Raw genomic sequence first — 19,372 nt, 5'->3', positions numbered from 1 at the left:
GCTTTTTTTTACTTTCTCAACCTTGCATTCAGGAGGAAAATCAGATGAATTATGGCACCCGCATCGCTGAATTACGGGAATATAAGGGATTAAAACAAGAGGAACTAGCGCAATCCCTCGGAATTACGCGGGCGGCTCTTTCTCACTATGAAAAAAACCGGCGCAAGCCAGATTTTGAGATACTGACCAAACTTGCAGACATTTTCGGGGTATCCATTGATTACTTGGTAGGACGCACTAGCCATCCGGCAGCAATTTTGGATTCAGATGTGAGGGAATTTGTGGACCAGTTGGAGCTGTCCGATGAAGATATCCTGCAACGTTTTAATTTGACCATTGATGGACGAACTTTGTCTGAGGAAGAAGCCAAGCGTTTTATCGCGTTTGTCCGCATGGAACGAATGATGGAATAAAGAAGGGTGGGAGCCGGTTCACTCCTAATTTTAAGCAGTGCCGGCAACCGATATTTTACAAGCTCTTATCCTTTCGGTCCTTGGTTCCGTCAGCTTCGCTCTGTAGACAATGTGGCATCACAATGCCACATTGAAGCAAAATATCCCGGATGTCCAGGTGGACGACAGGTTTGTCTGCTTTCCGTTCGTTGTTTCGTAGAAGAGAGTTGTCCATCCCTGATTCAGTCTCCTTGTTCATTCGGCACTTACCTCACTTTATCATTCTTGGTCACCGGAAAGAGAATCTCCACAAACCATGTATGTATAGTTATGAGCAAAACCATTATATATGAATACATACCTGTAATGTTGTCGTCTTATGGCGAGGAAATTAAAGGATTTTTGGATTTTCTTCTGAAATATACGCAATGAACTGCCAAATCAGAACCATTTACAGATAAAAAAGAACCTGTCAGGTCCTAATTTCTCCTGATAGGTTCTTTGGCATTCTATTTTCGGTTGCATGTAAGGTATTCTTCAACGCTGGTCCTACTCTGTATCTGTCCTCATTAAGCGACCTCGGCTGCCGGGGACACTTGAGTGCCCCCAGTCGCTCGGACTTTGTAGGCGTAGTGACTTCCTGCCTTCACCGTGTGGTCCGTATACGTGCTTCCCGCTACTTCCGAGGCAATCACCTGATACGCCCCGTTTGTCCCGTCCGCACGCAGTACATCATAGGCGGATACGCCTTCTGCCTGAAGCCAATTGATCTTTACCGCGTCTTCCTGAACAGAGGCGGCCTTCACCTCTGTAGGGGCCGAAGCTGCGGTCTGATCTGTACTTTTCAGTTCCAGAATGTATTGTACCGACTCGCCAGGACCCAGCTTTTCTTCAAAATCAAGGGCAGGCGAAGCCTTGAGTCCGGATATGGAACGCTGTGCCTGGCTGTACGTAGAGCCAGCTCCGAAGCGTTCACCCGTGTACAAACCGGCTTTCGGCATCGTCACCCGTACGCGGATCGTCTGTGCTGTGGATTCGAAATTCACCAGATTCACCAGCAATTTGTCCGAGGTGGCCCCACTGCCAGCCAGCGGTTTCAGTTTAGCCGTATCCACTGCACGGACATAGACCATCTTATCCTTCGTTTCCTCCGGATTCAGGACCGTATAAGTCAATGGTTTCCCGTGTGTGGCATAAGCCAGACTCAAGCGTCTCATGATGTTTACACGGCTGTCCTGCCCTTGTCCGAACGGATACATTTCCGTATTCGCCGGATTGTGATTTTGCAGGTCAAAGCCGGTTTTAAACAGCGTGTAGTCCTTATAGAAAGCAGCATGCTGAATAAACATATCGGCAAAACCAATCTGCGAACGCATAATCCGGTCGAATGCGGCTGCCTGTGGCTGACTGGCCCCGTACTCAGGGTTGTCCCGATGCGTATCGTTCGTACCAAACTCCGTATTCAGCATCTTCTTCTCCAGCCCGTTACTTGAACCGCCGAACGTTTTCAGATTTTGAACAAAGCTGCCTCCTCCCTCTTCGTTATACGATTCGCCATAGGCATGTCCATTGGTCAGGTCAGTGACATCCTCCAGCTGTTTACGTTGTGCCGGGTCCCGCTCCCATCCATCCGGATCGCCGCATTTGGGCGTACCTCCGGTTTGGTTTTTGCATGCCTTGGTTGAATATGTCGGCCAGTAGGCCCAACCCGGCGCAACCGTTTTGAGATGCGGCGCCAATTGCTTACCTTCCGTATTCAGCCATTTGGCGACGGCCAAATTGACCGCTTTTGAGCGGTTAAACAATCCAGGTTCATTATCTACTTCGTAATAATGCAGGTATGAACCATATTTTTTTACATAATCGCGCAATTTCTGCTTAGCCGTCTCCGGCAGGGAGCCGTCTTTTTGCAGCTTGATATCGCCTGTATACAAATACAAAGCTGACGATTGCATATTATACTGCTTCAATGTTTGGTAGTAATCTCCCACGTCTGTGCAGGCCTTGTTTACATTACTGGCACAAGTGACTCTCATGACATTGCCGCTATACGCAATTCCCAGCCATTTGAGAACATATGGTAAATGTTTAACTGCACCCTCATCATAATAAAATTCTTTATTATTGACATTCGTTCCGGTCAATATATATTTACCGTGTATCGGCTCGGTTGCAGGTGAAGCTAACGTCTCCAAGCTCAAGTCATCCCAAGTCCACCACACATTTTTATCTTCAACAGAGGAGCAGTATAGGCAGCGCGCTGTCTTTAGCTTGAGTACGTTAACACCGCTTTGCAATTGCTCTTTGGGGATATATAGCTCGTAATTGCTTTTGAAATTATATGCACTGCCTGTGCCGGCAACCCCGGCAATCTGGATGATACCGGACAGCTGATGATTTGAAAATACAGCCATCTGGGGAACGGCTTTGCCCGCATCCAAAATTCGTACACGGAATATCATCCCGTTGGGAGGAACCTGATCCAGCTTGTACTGGAGGGACAGTTCAGGATTCGTGGACGCATTTAATCCGGAAGGGATATCTCCACTGCTGAGCAATATCGGAGCCGTTGTACTCCCCGCTATGGACATCGCTGACGATGTTCCTTTAGCAGACGACTCGGTAGAGGCCACCGAAATATTGACATTGTCCTTACCGACCACACCTCTAAATTCTACTGAAGAGTCATCCCGCTGACCAAGCTTCCATACCGGACTCGCCGCCGCTACTTTAATCGTCTGAAGTTCTTCACTCTTGGGAGGCGTATGAATAAACCAGGCAATCAGCGCTATAGCTGCGACCCCTAGCAGCCCGGCCAATACCACTATATACTTTTGGGTCAACCATTTTTTCATCATTGTGCTCCACCCTCTCTCTCCTCAAAATTTTTGGCGGGGAAAGAGTATATATCAAGGAAGAAACAAAGCGTTGCCGGGAATTACCGCTTTCGCTTCATGCTGACTTTCCCACATCAGACGTGCCATTGCGTCGCCCTTTTCATCATAATATTCAACCTTCAAATCTGCCATTTTGCCTGCTTGCAAGGAAATGCTGCCCTTGCGTTCTGTCCAGCTTTGTTTGAACCAGCTATCAATAATCAGCTTGCCATCTACCCATACACGAATGCCATCATCGGATATCGTGGTAAACGTATAGGCCTCACTATATTGCGGCTTGATTTTGCCCGTCCAACGGACTGAGAACTGATCAGCCTCCACCTTTGGATCAGGCGTGGCGGCACGCCAGTTATAATCCAGCTTACTGTCTGTGCGAACCAAAACAGCAGTGCCATCCAGATTCATGTCGTTAAAATATTCGCCCCGCAGCCCGTTTGCGTAGACCATATCCGGAACGGAAGGCGGGACTGGTTTACTTACCACTGGCGGAGCTGGAGTCGAGCCATTTTGTCCCGTGTCCGGTACGGTTGGTAGCTCCGTGTCAGGTTTTTTCATCGCAGCCAGCCCTTTTTTCACATCATCCCGCGTCAAGCTTGTCGAATCATTCATATAATCATGAATCTGATCCGTCGTGTTATTTTCGGTCAGCATCTTGCCCCAGGTCATGGAATACACCCATTTAGGCTGAGCCTTCATCACCTCGGGACTGGGCACCTCACCATGTTCCCCAATGGCAATCGGTTTATTTCGTGCCAGTCCGAGCAATCCTTCGTAATGGCTTTGCTTAAAATCATGGTTGTAAATGTCTACAGCCAAAATATCCACTTTGTCATCCCCCGGATATTTCGGGGTATATGGAGCAGTGTACGAATTAGGCGCATTCGGACTCCATACCCACAGCAGATTGTTCAGCTGATGCGTATTTACAAAACGGTCATACATGATATTCCATAGCTGATTGAAATTGTTTTTGTTTCCCCACCAGAACCAGTCGCCGTTCATTTCGTGGTAAGGTCTCCATAATACCGGAACCCCTGCATCACGAAGCTGCTTTAACGATACAGCGACCTTATCCAGATCGGCAATGAGAAGATTATACTGCGTAGTACCCGGCGTCACATATTTATTGAACTCCGCCTGGCTTACTTTCGCCTGCACATTGGCCCAAGTCAGTGGCTTACCCGGCAACGGTTCATGATAAGTCATCGTAACCATGCCGCCAGCTCTACTCCAACGTATGGCGCTATCGACGACATTTTTACGTTGTGCTGCCTCCGTAGCGGCGGACTGGCCGGAGATGGCTCCCATCTCGTAGCCATGTACACCAGCATACGCCTTACTGATTTTTTGGACCTTGTTGCTTAATTCATCCGGACTTTCCAAATAATCATGTTGACCTGTGACCATCTTTTTTCCCGAGATGCTGATCAAATAGTTGTATAGTTCACGGGCCTCAGCAGAAGCGTCCGAATTAACAGGCTGTAGTGTGGCAGCATTCGCCACGGACAGAGATTCACCAAAACCGACGGGCAACAAAGAAAAAAGCATAACAACGGGGAGTACACTGCGTATCCATCGATTCACAGGGGTAAAATAGGGGCTCACTCTCGCTCTTCCTTTCGGTAGCCAGGCTGCCATCCTCACGGAAGGCCCTTTAGCTTTGCGTACCTGCCTTTCAACAGGGCTGCGTTTATCGTGGAAGGAGTTTGGATTCCTTCTTACCCTAAGTATCGACTTTTTTTTACCAAAATTTAATAGGTCATGTTCATGAATTTACAGATTTTCGCGTATTTTCGACAGTTCGGGATAAAAACTTCATAAATGAGTCATTTTTCATCCTTCAGGAATGTTGCATGATGCTCATTTATGAAATAAACTGGTGACGGGAAATTTCATCCCAATCCATGCAAAAACGGACAATATCCTCTTCGATCAACTCAGAACCTGTCTGTACCTCGATCAATTCCACATCGGTCACGGCTAAAATGCTATGCTTCGTCCCTTCTGGAATGCGAACCACATCACCCGCCTTCACCTTATGCAGCTTTTCATTCAAAATAATTTCCGCTTCACCGCTAATAATGGTCCAAATTTCACTCCGTTTGAAATGAAGCTGGTAGCTGATATTTTTGCCTTGCAGCACACGGATTCGCTTGGTCAATACCTCGTTGCCCTCGTCATACTTCACATAGTCCACTACCCGATAATGCCCCCAACGTCGCTCTTCGTACATTGGACGCTGATTATGAGCCTTGAGCACTTCCTTGATGCGCGGACTTTCCGCCTTATTGGTCACAAGGATGCCATCCGGGCTGACAGCTACGATCAGATCATTCGTTCCAATGATTGCCACGGGGATATCCAGTTCGTTGATAAGGCTCGTATTGACGCAATCCTCCGTAACTACGCCTCTGCCCACTTGCTGATGGGACATTTCTTCCGTTAAGGTGTTCCAGGTGCCCAAATCCTTCCAAAATCCATCATACGGAAGAACAACGATGTCCTGCTCCTTCTCGACTACCTCATAGTCAAAGCTGATTTTTTCCAGAGAAGAATATTGCTTTTGCATTTCTTCATAGTTCAGCGGCAAACCTTTGGATGCCAAGATATCGAGCAAGTAACCCAATTGGAATGCAAAAACCCCGCAGTTCCATAGAGCATTGCGTTCCATCAGACGCTCCGCCTGCTCCCGGTCGGGTTTCTCTTGAAAATGGCTCACTTCGCGGTAGCCTGTGCTACCTTGTGTGGCATCATTTTTCGGTATAATGTAACCATATTTCTCAGAAGGATAGGAAGGGACAACTCCGATTAACGCAAGCTTGCCTTCACTCTCCTGAAGAGTATGTTCCAACTGGGTAACTGTAGCAAAGAAAGCATCCTCTACATAGGGATCTACCGGCAATATTGCAACGATTTCATCGGGGGAAACTCCAACAATGGAATATAGATAAGTCGCTGTCAGCGCAATGGCAGGAAACGTATCTCTTCGTTCCGGCTCAACAATGATGCGCGTATCCTGCCCAACCTGACTCTGAATCATTTCAACCTGCGCTCTCCCTGTTGCAATAAACGAGGATTCGGACAAGCCGTTATCCCCCAGTTGTCTCCACACCCGCTGCACCATAGATTCCGAATTCCCCTCCGGACTCTCCAGCACCTTCAAAAATTGTTTGGAACGGGAATCGTTGGACAAAGGCCATAATCTCTTACCGGAACCACCAGACAAAAGTACGAGCTTCATAACTCTCCACTTCCTCTCTAATTTGGGTAGGTGATCGGATGGAGCACGGTTGAGTAGCCCGCTACGGGATGGATTTGATCTTACGATCGCTGTTGGACCGGGATTCACTCGATTGTATAAAATCGTGTAAAGGTTTGAATCCCGTTCCAAAGGCGAGCGCTATCGCTTCTCCAGATTCAAATCCATCCCTGCGCTACTCAAAAATGCATCATGCCGATCATACCGTGTATTGCAAAAGGCACGACCGGACGATTCATGTCCGGTCAGCCTGTAAAGGTGCTCGCGCGCCCGGCGCATGGCGCTTTGATCCGAAGGAGCGGTATCACCGCGCCGCTCCTTCCGATACGCCCTTCCTACCTCCCCCCCATAAGGTGGGAGGTTAAAAATCGTGACTCCACGGCGGAAAGCAGCGGAGCGGGCAGAATTGTTCTGAAGAAGCGGCAGCGTTTGCCTTTATCCCCGGATTTTAACCTTTGAATGTTTTATACAATCAAGAAAATCCGGGGGTAACAGCAATCGGAAGAACAATCTGCACGCGCAGCGCCTCCAACCCCACCACAGTCACTTTTTAAGCTTCCACTTTTATACCCGTCACTTTTTAGGCTTCCACCTTGTCTCTATTCCACCCACTCATCCGCGGACGACCCACAGAATAGTATTCCAGCCCAGAGCCTTGAATCTGCTCCTCCGTAAATACGTTACGACCGTCAATCAGGACTGGCTTGTGCAGAATGGAAGACAATTGTACGAGGTTGACGTTTTTGAACTCTTCCCAATCGGTCAGCAGGCAGACCGCATCACTTCCTTCGGCAGCTTGCTGCGGGGATGAGCACCATACAATATTCGGATGATCCACGCGCTCCTTGAATTTTTCCATTGCAATCGGATCATACAGCTTCACAATAGCACCTGCCTGAACCAGCGTTTCAACGATTTCCAGTGCCGGAGCCTCGCGGATATCGTCTGTATTCGGCTTGAAGGCCAAGCCCCAAATGCCAATCGGCACGCCGTGCAGCTGACCCAGCGATTCGCGCAGCTTGGATACGATCATGAAACGCTGGTCGGTGTTCACCTCGACCACCGATTTTAACAGCTTAAATTCATAGTCCACATTACCCGCAATTTGGATGAGCGCATTCGTGTCTTTCGGGAAGCAAGAACCACCGTACCCGATCCCAGCTTGCAGAAAATAGGACCCGATTCGTTTGTCCATCCCCATACCGTCAGCCACACAGGTAACGTCCGCGCCTACCTTTTCGCAAATATTGGCGATTTCGTTGATAAACGAGATTTTGGTCGCCAGAAATGCGTTGGACGCGTATTTGATCATCTCTGCACTGCGGATATCCGTTACATAAATTTTATCCGTGAACACCTGATGCAGCGAAACCATCGTTTCACGCAGCCCTGTGTTGTCCAAGCCGATAATGATGCGATCTGGATGGAGTGTATCATTGATAGCAGAGCCTTCTCTCAGAAATTCCGGAGCGGATACAATATCGAAGGACAAACTCGTATGATGAGCCAGCACGTCCTTGATCTTTTCGTTCGTTCCGACAGGCACCGTGCTCTTGGTCATTATAATTTTATACCCGTTCATGGCCTTCCCGACATCAGCAGCAGCCTGCTCAATGTAGGACAGATTCGCTTCACCGTTAGCCAGAGACGGCGTACCCACCGCCAAAATAATGATATCCGAGCGGCGAACTGCGTCGGCCAAATCCGAAGTAAACTCCAAACGACCCGCTTCCAGATTTAGCGCGATCAGTTCCTCAATGCCAGGCTCATAAATAGGAGATTCCGCCCGGTTCAGCATATCGATTTTATGCTGCTCCAGATCGACACAAATCACCTCATTACCTTTATGTGCAAAACACACGCCCGAGACGAGTCCAACGTATCCAGTACCGATTACAGCCAGCTTCATTCCGTTCATCCTCCTTTTAGAAAGTTCACATAGGCTTGCTCTATATACTTTTTGAAATGATCCTTGAATGTATCTTCATCAAATTTGCGTGCATGGCTAATGATACCGTCCACATCCCATGCATGCTGCTCGACCTTGGCAACCGCCTCCAGCACATCCTCTACCTGATGTCTGCGGAAAAATACACCATTCACATGAGGAACGATGGTATCCAGCGCTCCCCCGCCCTGATAAGCGATAACAGGCCGTCCGGCTGCGTTCGCCTCCAGAGGCGTGATACCGAAATCCTCTTCCCCCGGAAAAACGAGCGCCCGGCATTCTGCCATCAGCTTGTTGACCTCTTCGTCTTCAAGTCTGCCAAGAAACTCAATGTTCGGGGAGGCCATGCCTTCCAGTCTTTTACGATCCGGTCCTTCACCGACAATGCGCAGCTTGAGACCATTGCGCTTGAATGCTTCAATCGCCAGATCCACGCGCTTGTAGGACACTAACCGGGATACGATCAGGTAATAGTCTCCGATGCTTGTAGCGCGTTGGAAACGGGAGGTATTCACAGGAGGGAAAATGACATCCGACTCCCGTTGGTAATAGTGCAGAATTCTCCGTTGGACGACCGAGGAATTGGCAACAAATTGGTTTACATTGCGAGAAGTTTTGGCATCCCATGTTTTCAACCGATTCATGTACAGCTTTAGCATGCTTTTGAGCAGGTTGGATTTGGACTGCCGGGCCATATATGTATCGTAATCCCAGGCAAACCGCATCGGTGTGTGACAGTAACAAATGTGAAACGTATGTTTAGGTACCTGGATGCTTTTCATAAATGCGCTGCTAGAGCTTAAAACAATGTCGAAATCCCTAAAATCAAAATCACGGATAGCGATGGGGTACAGCGGAAGCACTCCTTTGAAATTGTCCTTCACTCCCGGGATGTGCTGTAGCCAGGTGGCTCTAATATCTGCATCCTTCAAGTTATTCGACAGGCGGTCGTCGCTGAACACCGTTGTGAAGATTGGAGCCTCCGGGTACATATCGTGGAATACCTCTACCACCCTTTCCGCTCCGCCCATTTGGATTAAGTAATCGTGTGCTATCGCTATTTTCATCTGAATCATCCTTTAACGCGAATGTCGGTCAGACTCCTGCCAACAAACCCTTATAGTAATGAACTATATCCTTAACCGTGTTCTCGATAACAAAATGCTTCCTGACCCGTTCCATTCCTTTATCGCCCATGTGCTGGCGTTCCTGCGGATGCTCCAGCATCCAGCGGATGGCTTCTTCCAGCTTGGCCGGATCACCCGGTTCAATAAGTAGTCCGGTTTCGTTCGGTACGACGGTTTCCCTGGGTCCACCCTCATTCGAAGCAATCACCGGCAGCCCTGCGGCCATGCCTTCAATAATGACCTGCCCGAACGGCTCCGGTGTGATGGAGGTGTGAATCAGCAGATCACAACGCTGCATCAGGCCCTGAATGTCATCGACGTGTCCAAGTAAATTGACGTTGTCTAATCCGTATTCGCGCATCGTGGATTCCAGACGGCGTTTGTATTCCTCTTCGCCGAAGAGCGCATCTCCAGCCAGCCAAAATTTCACACGCTTATCCGGTAAAAAAGAGCGCGCCGCTTCCAGTAAAATGTGCTGTCCCTTCCACTCTGCCAGTCTGCCGACCAACACGACATTAAACGAGTCATCGTCACGTGAATTTGCGGTCACATCACGAGCCGTAATCGCTTTGGCAAATGCCGAGTAGACGACGAGTGTCTTTTTGTCCGGGGGCAGCTCCAGCGCACTCAGCGTGGACTTGGAATTGGCAATGACGCCGTTAGGCAAAAAGCGGGACATCAGCCGTATGCCTTTGGCCACAATCGGCTTCAGGTACGGCGGACCGATATGGTCACGGATATGCCAGATCAATGGCACCTTCGCTGACTTCGCGGCTACTGCGCCGTAGAACGCCGACTTGAGCGAGTTTGTGTGAACACACACGACCTTTTCCTCGCGCAGCAAAGGCGCAAGCTTTTTCCCATAAGCCAACAGCCGGTAGGCTGCCGCAGGCGCACCCAGATTGACGGCATTCCGCCCCCGATTGCGAATGGAATCATCCAGCGGAACGATACGCACATCAATGTTGCGCTGCCGAAGACGATCGGCCAAATCGCCTTCCTCCGCCAAAATCACGAGCGGGTCGATATGTTCCCCGATGTTCGTCAGTATGTTATACAACGCGACTTCGCCACCGCTCCATCTTGCCGTGTGGTCAATATAAGCTATTCTCAGCATTTTGCAGCCGCCTTTCTGTCAAGGACCTGCCGGAACACATCTTCCACCTGCTCCGCCACATGTCCCCACGTATATTTGCTCAGGACATGGTCCCTGCATTCCCGTGCGTCGGGAAGGGCTTCGCGGTTATCCAGCACACGCAGCAGTCCTTCCGCAATGGCTTCGCTGTCCGTTCCCCGGAACAACAGCTCCGGACGGAATCCACTTAAAATTTCCCTGTTGCCGCCTACAGGAGTCGCCATCACTGGCAAACCCGAGGCCATCGCCTCCACCGTAATCAGGCCGAAGCCCTCCAGTGCCTGTGTCGGCACCACGAACATATTCGATGCCTGATGATACAGGGGGAGTTCCTCATCCGATACATATCCAAGCAATCTTACATGATTATGAAGATTGTATTCTACCACCTTGGAAGCCAGTTCCTCCATTAGAGGTCCCTTCCCCCCGATCAGCAGCAGATGATCAGGATGACGATCAATTACCCGCCGCCATGCTTCCAGCAGCTGTAGCAGTCCCATTCGGTTAACAAGACGACGGACGGTCAGCACAATCGTCGCATTCTGTGGCAAATTCAGCCGTTCCCGCACCGTCCCCCGATCCTCTGCCGGATGGAACCTCTCTACATTCGCCGCACCGGGAATGATATGGATTTTGCTGAGTGGAACCTTATAATGCTCATGCAGAATATCCCGAAAGGTTTCGCTCAGCACTACAAATTTGTCCGCCAGACCATAAGCCTTCATTTCAATGGATTTGGCCAACGTTGTTTTCAGCAGATGCTTGAGGCCTTGCCCTTCAATCTTCATTTCCTCCGTCCATGGGCCGTGGAAGGTGGTGACTACCGGAATTCCCCGTTTTTTCGCCTCCAGCGCCGGGCCGACACCATAGGGGGCAAAATGGGAGTACAGCACATCTATCGGCTGCTTGTCGAACAGCGTTGCTGCATATTTTTGCATCAGCTCTCGACGCTTCCAGATGGATTGCTGCTTGCTGCCAATCGAATGAATTCGGATATTTTCAGGTACTTGCGGCTTCTCATCGCTACAGATTAAAGCATCCAGCGTATTTTGTTCCGCCAGTTGCTCACAGATGGATTTGAAGTACGTGTTTAATCCGCCGGGCTGCAAGGACGGCCAGCTAAGCCCTGTTGCTGCAATGCGAAATCCGTTATTGTACGACATAGCTGGTTTCTCCTTTCTGCTCGGTCTGTCCGTCTTCCACAATCTCTATTTTTTTTCGCCGCTTCGTCAGCTCATAATGCTTGAAGCAGACCAGAAACTCGTACATCACCCAAAAGACCGCTACTGCAAAACCTGCCAATCCCTTGCGGTATAAGCCTTGGACAAAATACTTCTGCACAAAGCGGGCCGGAGGTCGCAACAACAGCCTGGAAATCCGAAAGGATCTGCCTTTGTTAAAGGCCGTCTCAGCTTCGAGGTCCGTATACTTGTTAAAACGGGTCATATGATCACTGATACTGCGGAAGCCGTAGTGCCATAACACACCCTCCAGTTTAATGATCTGGGAAGAGGCTACATCCGGCATTTCATGAACAAGACTATTCGTAATGCCGTAAATACGCCGATTGTACAGACGAACCAAATGCTCGCCTTTGTTCATCCATTTGCCCAAAAAATCACCAATTCGAAACACAGAGTATGCTTTGGCCGGATCATGGAGCGTTTCCTTGATCTTCAACAAATCTCCAAGAAGCTCCGCATCTACCACCTCGTCCGTATCGATCAGGAAAATCCAATCAAATTCAGCTTTTTCAACACCAAACATGCGCTGCTTCGCATAACCGGGCCACGGGTTGGAAAACACCCGACAGCCCAATGATTCAGCTACCTGAATTGTATTGTCCTTGCTCCCTCCGTCAATGACGACGATATCGTCCGCAAAGGGCTTGCAGGATTTAATGGCGGCTGTGATTCGAGTGCCATCATCCTGAGCGATAATAACTACGGATATCCGGTTGTCCGCGGGAACGCTAGACATGTGGTTCATTAGGGGGTGCCTCCTTCTTTATCTAACCGTTAGCTGGCTTTTTCCGGATGTAGTGTGACATCGTTGATCGGAGCCATTGAATATCTTGTTTGGAAATAAGCAGTCTCGGAATTTTCATTTTCAGAACGAATTTAACATTGCATAAAATGAAAACGAACCGTAGAATCCCCGAAGACAGCATTGCTATCCCTGCACCCGTCAAGCCATACTTCGGAACGAGTATAGACAACAATGGTACGACGAGCGCCAATCCGACACCCTGTAGGATGGTAACCAGCTTGGGCTTACCCAGCGCCATGAATTGCTGTGCCAGCACCATGGTTCCTCCGCTGATAGCAACCTCAAGCACCAATAACCGGAACACCGTAAGCGCTTGTTTAAACTCCTGACCATATAGCAATGTAAATACGAACGGAGCAATCAGCATCAGCATCATGGCAGCCAGAATCGTTGCTGTTGAAGTCACTCGAAACGCCCGGAATGTTATTGCAACCGCGTCCTCCTTGTTTAACCCAGAGGCTTTGGGAAAGAGCACGACGATAATCGAGGTTGAAAATACATTCACCATCCGGGCCAAGCTGACCGCTACTGCATATAAACCGAGATCAGCCGGTCTGAGCAGACCCGCAATCAGGATCTGATCAATGTAAGTAGAAACCTGCCCCATGAGATCGTTGCCGTATGAACCCATACCGTAGGTAAAGAGATTTTTGAATTGCGTCCAGCTGTTCTTCACCTTCGGTTTGTACAGCCGAACCATTCGAATCGTGACACCGATATAAATCGGCAAGCCTGGCAGCAAATAGGCCAGGGCTGAGGTGTACGGATTCATATGACCCGTCAGGATCAGGATCGCCAGACCCAGCAGCGTACTTAGCGGCACCAGATACCGGAACAAATTGTACTGCTTGTATTCCGACCGGACCTGAAGCAATGCATTATTGATCTGCGAGATCGCGATAAGCGGACACATCATCATGGAGCATTGCGCGAACAGTATGACCGATGAAGAAAAGGAGCGCAGCCAATAAGGAATCAGGAACACGCCGATGAGTGTCGCCAAGCCCCCGAACATCGTCGCCAGTAGCAAGGCGAGGCCATACAGCTTGCCTGTTTCCTCCGGGTTCTTTTTCGCATTGTAAATCAACGCAGACGGGACACCGAAGCTCATGCAGAAGGCGAGAAATTGGGACCAGTTCACCATCGCGGTCTGTTCCCCGCGTCCGGTAGGACCCAGGAATCGGGCCGTGAGCACGCCAGTCAGCATGTTCACGACGAGAATCAGCATGCTGAATATCATCGTTTTGACTGCTGCCGAGCTGCTATCCTTGCTTTTGGCAAAGCGAACCACCGTGGACCATAGTGTCCGGACAGGTGCGGATAATGTTTGTAAGTTTTGCACAGCCTTTACCTTCTTTCCACGATGACATCTTTCGCCCACAGTCCTATACCGATCATCATCCAGATCAGATAGCCGCGCATACCGGGAAAACCGTTATCCGATATGAGACTGGCTACAGCTCCGGCCCACGTAGCCAACGCCAGTCTAATATAAGGCTGGCTGGAATCTCGCTCGGCAATGCGGACAAGGAGGCGCTTGACGATAACGAACAGACCACCGAAGAAAAAGAATGCTCCGAAAATACCGAAGGTGAGAAAAATGGCAATATAGCCATTATCCATAATCCCAAGTTCACCGAGATCGCCGCCGTTATCTAGCTTGGTTCCAATTCCTACACTCCCGATCCCCTGCCCTACCGGATTACCGACAATGGCCGGAAGCATCGTATGCAACAGATCCAGGCGTTCATTGTACGAATGATCCTGTTGAATATCCGTCAACGTTTGCATACGGGCCACCAGACCTTCTGCTCCCGGCAGCTTCGGAACAATGATGTAGAGAAGGAGGCCAACGACAGCAAGTTGAAACAAGGTTTTCCACTTTCCCTTGGAGGATGAAGTGAGGATATATGCCAGTAGCATAACGAATGCAATCAACCAGGCTGAACGTACCAGCGTGATCAAAAGACAAACGACCGTCAGCAGGATTCCGATCCATCCCAAGGTGCCGCGCCACCGTTTTTCCATCAGCATGGGTACAAGCGCCATTGCCAGGAAAATAGCACAGGGACCAGGCGAGTTCATCAATGAGAAAACTCTGATTTGAAGCGGCTCTGGTATACCAATGGAATTCATCTCTACGTTATTCATCCAAAACGCATCCCATGGAGGCACCGTCAAATACTGAATAATGCCGTAAATCGCCACGAGAACGGCAATGTTGGCATAGGAATACAGCAGACGGTCCAGCTCCTTCGCTTTCATGGGCTTAATCGCAAAATAAGGCAGCAATAGCAAAGGAATCACATAGTTGGCCAAATCATAAGCAAAAACGATACCATTTTTGAACAAGCCGACTACACTTCCGTAGGCCAATTCAATACCAAAAAAAACAGCAATTCGGGTTAATGGCTTTTCCGCCTGATGAATGCCACGCAGCACGGGAATAATCAACATGCTGCTGACCAGCAACGGTGCCAAGCTCAATAAGGACACCGAGTGATATGTTCCCTCCAGCCAGTCTGCAATGCGCCGGATTTCCGGTCCTACTGCCCACACCATCAGTGTGTACGGAATCAGCATCCGCGATTGGATGATCGCCAGCAAAAAGGCTGGAAAAACGAGTGCCAGCAATATGGCTCCCTGCTGGCTCATGGTGGGATTCATCTTGGCGCTGACAAATCCGATGGCGAGTGGTAGCATACAAGCCAGCACTCCCATGCCGATCATGCCGATTCCACGCCGATTTCCTAACCAAAAGGAAATCTGCTGATCTGCCAGCCGAGTCATATTTCTCACCCCTGACCTCCCTTCACCCGGTTCCGCTTGAATATTTCCTTAAACAGCAGAACGAGAAACTGGGAATCCTCAATCAAGTACCTTTTCCACAAACGTTTAGGCTCCTGAGACAACCGCCAAAACCATTCAAATCCCGTCTTCTGCATCAGCTCCGGGGCACGTTTCACATTTCCCGACAGAAAATCAAACGTAGCTCCTACCCCTATCGAAATCGGAGCGCGATATGTCTCGTAATATCTGTAAATCCATTTTTCCTGTTTAGGTGCGCCTACGCCGACAAAAACGATGTCCGGACGAGCCTCTTGCAGCAATTGGACAATGTGTCTGTTCTCTTCCTCATTTTTCTCAAAGCCATAGGAAGGAGAGTAGCAGCCCACTATATTCATGTTTGGGTACAACTCCTGAAGATTGAGCATCGCCTTCTCGGGAATACCGTCCGCCGCCCCCAGAAAAAACAACCGATAGCCTCGATCCTCAAAAGCCTCCCCCAGCCGGGTGAACAGATCGGAGCCTGACACCTTTTGCTTGAGGGGCTTTTTCAGCAATCTGGACGCCCATATAATGGGCATTCCATCGGCCACCACAGCTCCTGCATCGGAATATACCTTGCGGAATTCATCATCCTTGCGAAGCTTGATCACATGATCGACATTACAGGTTAAAATGTAGGAATGACGCTGATGCTCAATAGAAGTATCTATAAATTCGAGTAGATCGTTAAAATCATAATTATCAAAGTTGACATCGAACATGTTCACTCTGCTCATCGTATCACTTCTCTTTGCGAAAATCGGTTTGAGTAGATGTCTGGTATAAAGCGTTCAAATACCAGCAAAATGGAATAATCATCTGAACCGTCGACAACGTGTTATCTGAAAACGAATAAATCAGAAAGCCCGCAATCAAGCTTGCAAAATAAGGTTTGATTGGCTTGGCAAGCGACCGGTAAATGAGAACGAACACGACCAGCAATGAAAGCATCAATAACCCACAGCCGATATATCCCGTGTCAAAATAAAAGCGTATATACTCGTTATGCGGCACGACAAAGCCTTTGAATAACGTCCCGTCGTTCGCAACCGTCACCGCGCCAAGACCCCTGCCTGACCACGGATAATCCTGTACTCTGTTCAAGAAATATTCCCATGCCTCCGAGCGTCCCGACAGATCAATTCCCGTATCGGTCTCCCGCTCGAAGGAGCGTTTTTTTAAATTGTTCCATTGCAGGGCCACCGCCCCCAGAGCAATCAAAAACGATCCGGCCAGCGGTAGCAAATAATTGACTTTCCCCTTGAGATACTGCCTGGCGATATCGAACAGATACACAGCAAACATGAGCAACAGTGCCAGAATCGGGCCGCGTGTGCCGGTGGCAATCAGAATCAAAAAATTCAGCGCCAGCACTGTATAATAAAAGGCAGCTTGCTGCGGCTTGCGTTTGACCTCAATCAGCGAGACGGCAATCCCGAGAAAGGAGAGCATCGCCAGATGCGGCGGAATGTTCGCCCCCTGTACTCTCACTGCTCCCGTAAATTCCACATCGGTAAACGAATGCAGCCCTACGACCTGTAAACCGAGTCCAACGACCACACTAATGATCGGCAGCAGGCTGATCAACCGGATATGCTTTTCCGCCACCTCCTTCTTCCACTGGATCAGTAAAAAAAAGAAGGGCAACGATAGTCCGACGAACGCCTTCACTGCAATCGAGTTCGTCAGCGTAGGCAGCCATGCTGAAAATCCAAATGTAATCCCCAGCATGATCACCAATGCCCAGATCGGATAGCTAAATTTAAGGCGTATGCCGTAAACGAGCATGCACGGTACCAGCAAGGCCAAAATCCCCAATTTGTATAATGACAAAATCTCGATACCGAATACGCCACCCTGATACAAGGAATCCACCGATACCGCCGTGCTCAGCAGAACTGCGTAGCTGATGCGCTCCGGATGATGGATAGAAACGGCCAGCAGAAGCAGTAAGCATACCGCCGCAATGCTGGCCACCGGCTGATAAGTAGCCGCAATTCCTACAGCAAGAGCGCCCAGAAGAAAAATGAAAACATGCTGTATTGTGTTTATTCTCGAAGTCCAAGGATAGTTGCTCATGATCAATCTTCACCCCGCAGCTGACTCGCTTTTCCGGTTGCGCAGCGTATCCAGGGTTCCCCGTATACTTTCAAATCTGCACCGGTTTAACAGCTTTCTGCCCTCAGTACGTGCCAGCAGGGAGTCCACCGTGTTGTATAGCCATTTGGCTGCCGTCTTCGCCATCAGCATCACGTTGCCGTGCAGGCCTGCGGCCTGAACTGCGTGAGACATGCCCTGACAGTAGTAACGATTCATGATCCATTCCTTCGTCAACCGTGCAGCCGGAACAAAATGCTTCACAGCCATGTGAGGATGATACATGATCGTTCCGCCATTTTTACGAATCTGCTCGAATACCCACGACTCTTCACCAGATAAGAGAATGTCTCCCTTTCTTCCCAAATGAAGCGGGAACATCACGGCAGCAAAAGCCGTTTTGCGCATGGCCATATTCGCTCCGAACGGATTCAGTCCCGCCGGATATTCGCGGATGGCTTTTCCCAAGTCAATAATCGTGTAAGGCAGCTCAAGCGGCCCTGTCAGCCAGCCCGGTCGTTCCGTTTCAAACAAAGGATCTATCTTCCCGCCCATGGCCGTCAGCTCGGGATTGTTCCCGAAGGTCGACATAATCGTTTGCAGCCATGTAACACACGGGATCGCATCATCATCCAGAAAAGCAATGACTTCTGCCCTCGATAACGTAATGCCCGCATTACGAGCGGCTGATAACCCTTGCTCGCGCTCAAAATGATACCGAAGGTGAATATCCTGACCGTGCTCGACATTAAATCTTTTGATCGTCGCCGCCGTATGATCGGTGGAGCGATTATCGACCACAATGATCTCAGCCAGCGCAAGGTCGTTCAGCTCCAGCAGGGACATTAGCGTTTTTTCCAGCAGGTCCGCCCGGTTATAGGTGCAAATAACGACGGACACTGCGGGACACCGCTTGAATGAATCCATCAGTAAGCATCCTTGGAGAACAGCATTTTAATGCCTGTTTTCATGATGATTTTCAGATCGAGCCACGTATTCCGAACATGGATATACTTCAAATCCATCTGCACCATTTCTTCGAAGCCTACACTGTTACGTGCGCTCACCTGCCAGTAGCCGGTACATCCCGGTGTGACAATCAGGCGTTGCTTGTCATAATCGGAGTATTGCTCAACCTCGCTCGGCAATGGCGGACGCGGACCCACTAACGTCATATCCCCGACCAGCACATTCCACAGCTGCGGAATCTCATCAATACTCGTCTTGCGCAAAAAGCTGCCAATCTTCGTAATCCGCGGATCGTTTTTAATTTTGAACATGGCGCCGCTCACTTCATTCAGCTCCATCAAGTCCTTTTTTAGCTCCTCGGCATTGGACACCATCGAACGGAATTTATACATGTTGAATAGCTTCTCGTTCTTGCCCACCCGAATTTGCTTGAAAAACACGCTTCCCTTCGGATCCTCGAGCCTGATCAAAACACCCACCACGATAAAAAGCGGCAGTAATACGATCAAACCCACGAAAGACAGCAACATGTCGAGCAATCGCTTGGTTACCAGGTAAGACGTTTTATCCTGAATTTGTGTATTTCCGTATGGCATGTAAAACGCTTTACCTGACATGACAGCCTCGCCGTCCTCCGGTAAATTTTCCATGCTCATGCTGACGTACCCCC

The 19,372-nt window shown here is 49.4% G+C and carries 16 protein-coding genes and 1 riboswitch; of the genes, 1 reads left to right on the top strand and 15 read right to left on the bottom strand.

Annotation, left to right across the window (positions count from 1 at the left end; all coding sequences use genetic code 11):
- Positions 1 to 44 precede the first annotated feature (44 nt).
- Complete coding sequence (locus tag ACIFO6_RS01490; protein WP_430037279.1) at positions 45 to 413, top strand: helix-turn-helix domain-containing protein; 369 nt, start codon at positions 45 to 47, stop codon at positions 411 to 413.
- Between the two features lie 55 nt (positions 414 to 468).
- Here the strand turns inward: ACIFO6_RS01490 and ACIFO6_RS01485 are convergent, their stop codons facing one another.
- From ACIFO6_RS01485 to ACIFO6_RS01415, 15 genes are all read right to left on the bottom strand, one after another.
- Positions 469 to 651: a hypothetical protein gene (locus tag ACIFO6_RS01485; protein WP_430037276.1), complete on the bottom strand. Its 183-nt coding sequence runs from the start codon at positions 649 to 651 to the stop codon at positions 469 to 471.
- A 310-nt stretch (positions 652 to 961) separates the two neighbouring features.
- Complete coding sequence (locus ACIFO6_RS01480; RefSeq protein ID WP_430037273.1) at positions 962 to 3,250, bottom strand: hypothetical protein; 2,289 nt, start codon at positions 3,248 to 3,250, stop codon at positions 962 to 964.
- Positions 3,251 to 3,301: 51 nt separating this feature from the next.
- Entirely contained in the window at positions 3,302 to 4,927 is a 1,626-nt protein-coding gene (locus ACIFO6_RS01475) for a glycosyl hydrolase (protein ID WP_430037270.1), read from the bottom strand.
- Positions 4,908 to 4,988, bottom strand: a riboswitch (cyclic di-GMP riboswitch). Its footprint overlaps the gene before it by 20 nt.
- A gap of 165 nt (positions 4,989 to 5,153) precedes the next feature.
- Positions 5,154 to 6,530: a sugar phosphate nucleotidyltransferase gene (locus tag ACIFO6_RS01470; RefSeq protein ID WP_430037267.1), complete on the bottom strand. Its 1,377-nt coding sequence runs from the start codon at positions 6,528 to 6,530 to the stop codon at positions 5,154 to 5,156.
- Positions 6,531 to 7,128: 598 nt separating this feature from the next.
- Positions 7,129 to 8,457, bottom strand: coding sequence for a UDP-glucose dehydrogenase family protein (locus ACIFO6_RS01465; RefSeq protein ID WP_430037264.1), 1,329 nt, complete (start codon positions 8,455 to 8,457; stop codon positions 7,129 to 7,131).
- Between the two features lie 5 nt (positions 8,458 to 8,462).
- Entirely contained in the window at positions 8,463 to 9,563 is a 1,101-nt protein-coding gene (locus tag ACIFO6_RS01460) for a glycosyltransferase (protein ID WP_430037261.1), read from the bottom strand.
- Positions 9,564 to 9,591: 28 nt separating this feature from the next.
- A complete protein-coding gene (locus ACIFO6_RS01455) occupies positions 9,592 to 10,740 on the bottom strand; it encodes a glycosyltransferase family 4 protein (protein WP_430037258.1) in 1,149 nt (382 codons plus the stop codon).
- Positions 10,734 to 11,921, bottom strand: coding sequence for a glycosyltransferase family 4 protein (locus ACIFO6_RS01450; protein WP_430037255.1), 1,188 nt, complete (start codon positions 11,919 to 11,921; stop codon positions 10,734 to 10,736). Before ACIFO6_RS01450 ends, ACIFO6_RS01455 begins: the two co-directional genes overlap by 7 nt.
- Entirely contained in the window at positions 11,908 to 12,747 is an 840-nt protein-coding gene (locus ACIFO6_RS01445; protein ID WP_430037252.1) for a glycosyltransferase family 2 protein, read from the bottom strand. Before ACIFO6_RS01445 ends, ACIFO6_RS01450 begins: the two co-directional genes overlap by 14 nt.
- A gap of 22 nt (positions 12,748 to 12,769) precedes the next feature.
- The gene (locus ACIFO6_RS01440; protein ID WP_430037249.1) at positions 12,770 to 14,149 is read right to left on the bottom strand and encodes a lipopolysaccharide biosynthesis protein; all 1,380 of its coding nucleotides are present in this window, start codon (positions 14,147 to 14,149) and stop codon (positions 12,770 to 12,772) included.
- Between the two features lie 5 nt (positions 14,150 to 14,154).
- Positions 14,155 to 15,597, bottom strand: a complete 1,443-nt coding sequence (locus ACIFO6_RS01435; RefSeq protein ID WP_430037409.1) for an O-antigen ligase family protein — start codon at positions 15,595 to 15,597, stop codon at positions 14,155 to 14,157.
- 5 nt (positions 15,598 to 15,602) lie between these two features.
- Positions 15,603 to 16,373 (bottom strand): WecB/TagA/CpsF family glycosyltransferase, encoded by a 771-nt coding sequence (locus ACIFO6_RS01430; RefSeq protein WP_430037246.1) that lies wholly within the window; start codon positions 16,371 to 16,373, stop codon positions 15,603 to 15,605.
- Between the two features lie 4 nt (positions 16,374 to 16,377).
- A complete protein-coding gene (locus ACIFO6_RS01425; RefSeq protein WP_430037245.1) occupies positions 16,378 to 17,715 on the bottom strand; it encodes an O-antigen ligase family protein in 1,338 nt (445 codons plus the stop codon).
- 9 nt (positions 17,716 to 17,724) lie between these two features.
- On the bottom strand, positions 17,725 to 18,660 hold the full coding sequence (locus ACIFO6_RS01420) for a glycosyltransferase (RefSeq protein WP_430037243.1): 936 nt from the start codon (positions 18,658 to 18,660) through the stop codon (positions 17,725 to 17,727).
- Complete coding sequence (locus tag ACIFO6_RS01415; protein WP_430037240.1) at positions 18,660 to 19,358, bottom strand: sugar transferase; 699 nt, start codon at positions 19,356 to 19,358, stop codon at positions 18,660 to 18,662. The genes ACIFO6_RS01420 and ACIFO6_RS01415 overlap by 1 nt, the downstream gene beginning before the upstream one ends.
- Positions 19,359 to 19,372 lie beyond the last annotated feature (14 nt).

This window comes from Paenibacillus sp. NRS-1781, from assembly GCF_050467745.1.
GTDB classification, from domain to species: domain Bacteria; phylum Bacillota; class Bacilli; order Paenibacillales; family Paenibacillaceae; genus Paenibacillus; species Paenibacillus terrae_A.
The sequence above is the reverse complement of the archived record's forward strand: the minus strand, read 5'-3'. Positions and strand labels throughout refer to the sequence as shown.